A 4270-nucleotide genomic window follows, 5' to 3' on the forward strand; every position below is an offset into this window, starting at 1 on the left:
CCGTCTGCCCGCCGGCTCCGGCTACGTCGTCACGCTGGGCGGTGACACCGGCATCGCCCCGGACCGGGTCGTGGAGCGGATGGTCTACGAGCACCCCGTCTACACGCCCGAGTCGGTCGCGGCGCAGAAGGAGCTGCCCCGACTCAACACCGGTGTGACCGCGTACGCCGGGGCCTGGCACGGCTGGGGCTTTCACGAGGACGGCTGCCGCTCGGGCGTCGAGGCGGCCCGGTCCCTGGGGGTGGACTGGTGACCCACGCCGAAGAGGACGTCATATCCGCGGGCCCCCTGGGCGCGGAGCCCGTCGCGGCGTTGTACGAGTGCGTGATCACGCACGTCCGCCGCACACCCCTGCGCCACGCTCTGCGGCACCGCACCTACCTGTGGTGCGTGGACCTGGACCGGCTCCCTGTGCTGCCCCGGGCGCTGCGTCCGCTGGCCCGTTTCGACGCCCGCGACCACTTCGCCGGCACCGCGGTGTCCCTGCGCGCCGGACTCGACGCCTACCTCGCCGCCCACGGCATCGACCTGGAAGGCGGGCGGGTGGCGATGCTCGCGCACGCCCGCGTCTTCGGATTCGTCTTCAACCCGCTGAGCGTGTTCTGGTGCCACGACGCCTCCGGCGCCCTGGTGTGCGTGGTCGCGGAGGTCCACAACACCTACGGGCAGCGCCACTGCTACCTGCTGCGCCCCGACGAGGCCGGTGAGGCGGAGGCGGACAAAGAGTTCTACGTCTCGCCGTTCTTCGCGGTCGAGGGCCGCTACCGGATGCGGCTGCCGCTGCCCGGCGAACGCCTGGGCCTGACCGTCCATCTGGAGCACGAAGGAGGCCGGGCGTTCACCGCCGTCGTCCGGGGCGTCCGTCGCCCCGCGAGCGTGCCCGCCCTGCTGTCCGCGGCCGTGCGCAGGCCCTGGTCCACCGCCGTGGTCTGGGCCGGAATCCGCCGCCACGGCATCCACCTGCTGCTGCGCGGCCTGCCCGTCCACCCCCGTGTCCGTTCCACCCCGCAGAAAGGCATGCTCCCTTGATCCGCTCCGCCCCCGGCCCGCAGGCCCGCCCCCGGCCCGCGGGCCGCACCGTCGGGATCCCCCACCAGCCGACCCCGAGCAGCGAGCCCTCAGCCGCGCCGACCGCCCGCTGTGCGGACGCCGACGCAGGCCGGTGGCCGGACGTGGCCCGGCCGCCGTCGGCCGGACCCGTTCGTACCGCCATCGCCGCGCGCCTGGTGAGCCGCGCCCTGCACCGATTGGACCTGAGCACACCCACCGGAGGCCCCCGCGCGAACGCGACCGGCCCGCACATGACCGTTCACGACCCCGACGCCTTCCACCGCCGCATCGGCCGGCACGGACTGATCGGCTTCGGCGAGTCCTACATGGCCGGCGAATGGGAAAGCGACAACCTGGCCGGCGCCCTGACCGTCCTCGCCGCCCACGCCGACGACCTGGTGCCCGCGCCGCTGCGCCGGCTCCGCGGCCTGTGGGCGGCCTCCCGCCCCACCGCCGACCGCAACACCCGCGACGGGGCCCGTGCCAACATCCAGCGCCACTACGACCTCTCCAACGACCTGTTCGCCACCTTCCTCGACCCCACCCTCACCTACTCCTCCGCCGTCTTCACCGCGTTCCCCGCCCGCTTCGAGTCCCTCGCCGCCGCCCAGCACCGCAAGATCGACCGGCTCCTGGACCTCGCCGCCGTCGGCGAGGGAACCCGGCTGCTGGAGATCGGCACCGGCTGGGGCGAACTCGCCCTGCGGGCCGCCGCACGCGGCGCCCGGGTCACCACCCTGACCCTCTCCGCCGAACAGGCCGCCCTGGCCCGCGAACGGATCGCCGCGGCCGGCCTCGCCGACCGGGTGGACGTCCAGCTGCGCGACTACCGCGACGCCGAGGGCCGGTACGACGCCGTCGTCAGCGTCGAGATGATCGAAGCAGTCGGCGCAGAGTACTGGCCCGCCTACTTCACGGCCCTGCGCCGCGCGCTCGCCCCCGGCGGCAGGATCGCCCTCCAGGCCATCACCATGGGCCATCAGCAGATGCTGCACACCGCCGCCACCCACACCTTCATCAGCAAATACGTCTTCCCCGGCGGCCTGATCCCCTCCCGCGAGGCCATCGCCGAACACTCGGCCGCCGCCGGCCTGCGCACGCTCGCCGACGACGGCTTCGGCGAGCACTACGCCGAAACGCTGCGCCTGTGGCGGGAACGGTTCACCGCCCGCCGCCCCACCGTCACCGGCCTCGGCTTCGACCCGGTCTTCCAGCGCATGTGGGAGTTCTACCTCGCCTACTCGGAAGCCGGATTCCGCTCCCGCTACCTCGACGTCCGCCAGCTCCTCCTCACCGAAGGAACCCACCGATGAGCCCCGCCGCCGACCGACTCGCCCAGCTCCTCGGCCACTTCCTCCCGGGGCCGCTCCCCGTGCGCGTCCGGGCCTGGGACGGCAGCCAGACGGGCCCCGCCGACGCGCCCCTGGTGGTCCTCCGCTCGCCCGACGCCCTGCGCCGCCTTGTGTGGCAGCCGGGCGAACTCGGGCTCGCCGAGGCGTACGTCACCGGGGACCTCGACGTCGAGGGCGACCTCGCCGATGCCCTCTCCCACGCCGGCCGGAGCGTCCGCGACCGGCGACCGGCACGCCCTGGGCCGGCGGGCATGGCCGCGGCCACCGCCCTCGCGGTACGCCTGGGCGTCGTCGGTCCGCCCCCGAAGCGCCCCGACGGGCGGGCACGGCTGACCGGCAGCCTGCACAGCGTCTCGCGCGACCGCGCGGGCATCAGCCACCACTACGACCTCTCCAACGACTTCTACGCCCTCCTCCTCGACGAGTCGATGGCGTACTCCTGCGCCTACTGGACCCGGCCCGAAGACCCGGCCTACACCCTGGCCGACGCGCAGCGCGACAAACTCGACCTGATCTGCCGCAAACTGAACCTGGGCCCCGGGGACCGCCTCCTCGACGTCGGCTGCGGCTGGGGCTCCCTCACCCTCCATGCGGCCCGCGCGTACAAGGCGCGCGTCACCGCCGTCACCCTGTCCCGCGCCCAGCACGACCACGTCACCGAACGTGCCGCGCACGAGGGGGTGACCGACCTCGTGGACGTCCAGCTGCGGCACTGGCGCGACATCGACGGCGGCGGCTACGACGCGGCCGCGGCCGTCGAGATGGGCGAACACGTCGGCGACGCCGAGTACCCCGCCTTCGCCGCCAAGCTCCACGACGCACTGCGCCCCGAGGGCCGCCTCCTGATCCAGCAGATGTCCCGCGGCTCCCACGCACCCGGCGGAGGCGCCTTCATCGAGACGTACATCGCCCCCGACATGCACATGCGCCCCGTCGGCCGCACCGTGGACCTGCTGGAGGGCGCGGGCCTGGAGACGCGCTCGGTGGAAGCCCTCCGCGAGCACTACACGACCACCATCGACGCCTGGCGCGCCACCCTCGAACAGCGCTGGAGCGACGCCGAGGACCTCGTCGGAACGACGACCGCCCGGGTGTGGCGGCTCTACCTCGCCGGTGCCTCGCTCGCCTTTGCCGAGGGCCGCATGGGCGTCGACCAGATCCTCGCCGTACGGCCCGCCCGCGACGGGGCGTCCGGCATGCCGGCCACCCCCGCCGGCTGGTACGCCGGGGCGGTCCCGGCATGAACGGCACCGACTGGGGCGCCCTCGCCGTCAACCTCGCCGCCTGCGCGGGCACGGCGGCGGCGGTGCTCCTCGCCACCTTCGCCGTCGCCGTGCGCCGCGGACTCCACCGCATCGTCGACATCGCCTGGGGCCTCGCCTTCGCCGCCGTCGCCGCCGTCACCTGGCTGCTCTCCGCCGACCACGGCGACGACGACCGCCGTCTGCTCGTCGCTGCGGCGACCATCCTGTGGGGGCTGCGGCTGGCCGCCCACATCGCCCACCGCTCCCGCGGCCACGGCGAGGACCCCCGCTACACCGCCCTCCTCGACAAGGCTCCCGGCAACCGGACCCTCTACGCGCTGCGCACCGTCTACCTCGGCCAAGCCGCCCTCGTCTGGCTGATCTCCCTGCCCGTCCAGGCCGCCTCCTACAGCTCCGTGCCCCTGGGCGTCCTGGCCTACGGCGGGCTCGCGGTGTGGGCGACCGGGCTGGTCTTCGAGGCCGTCGGCGACCACCAGCTGGCACGCTTCAAAGCAGACCCCGCCAACCGGGGACGGATCATGGACAGGGGCCTGTGGGCCTGGACCCGGCACCCCAACTACTTCGGCGACAGCCTCGTCTGGTGGGGCCTGTACCTCCTCGCCT

4 protein-coding genes and 1 pseudogene are annotated in these 4270 nt (G+C 74.1%); all 5 read left to right on the forward strand.

All coding sequences use genetic code 11. From position 1 onward, the window contains the following. Positions 1 to 253 (forward strand): annotated as a pseudogene (locus IE245_RS37580) (amine oxidase); the annotation flags it as partial. Then, entirely contained in the window at positions 250 to 1029 is a 780-nt protein-coding gene (locus IE245_RS36295; RefSeq protein ID WP_189955685.1) for a DUF1365 domain-containing protein, read from the forward strand. The pseudogene IE245_RS37580 and the gene IE245_RS36295, both read left to right, overlap by 4 nt. A 56-nt stretch (positions 1030 to 1085) precedes the next feature. Next, complete coding sequence (locus IE245_RS36300; protein WP_189955696.1) at positions 1086 to 2363, forward strand: SAM-dependent methyltransferase; 1278 nt, start codon at positions 1086 to 1088, stop codon at positions 2361 to 2363. Then, entirely contained in the window at positions 2360 to 3646 is a 1287-nt protein-coding gene (locus IE245_RS36305) for a class I SAM-dependent methyltransferase (RefSeq protein ID WP_189955687.1), read from the forward strand. The genes IE245_RS36300 and IE245_RS36305 overlap by 4 nt, the downstream gene beginning before the upstream one ends. Continuing rightward, the coding region (locus tag IE245_RS36310) for a DUF1295 domain-containing protein (protein ID WP_229852072.1) at positions 3643 to 4270 on the forward strand (628 nt) is incomplete at its 3' end. The genes IE245_RS36305 and IE245_RS36310, both read left to right, overlap by 4 nt.

Origin of the sequence: Streptomyces roseolus (genome assembly GCF_014649855.1) — a bacterium.
Lineage (GTDB): Bacteria > Actinomycetota > Actinomycetes > Streptomycetales > Streptomycetaceae > Streptomyces > Streptomyces roseolus.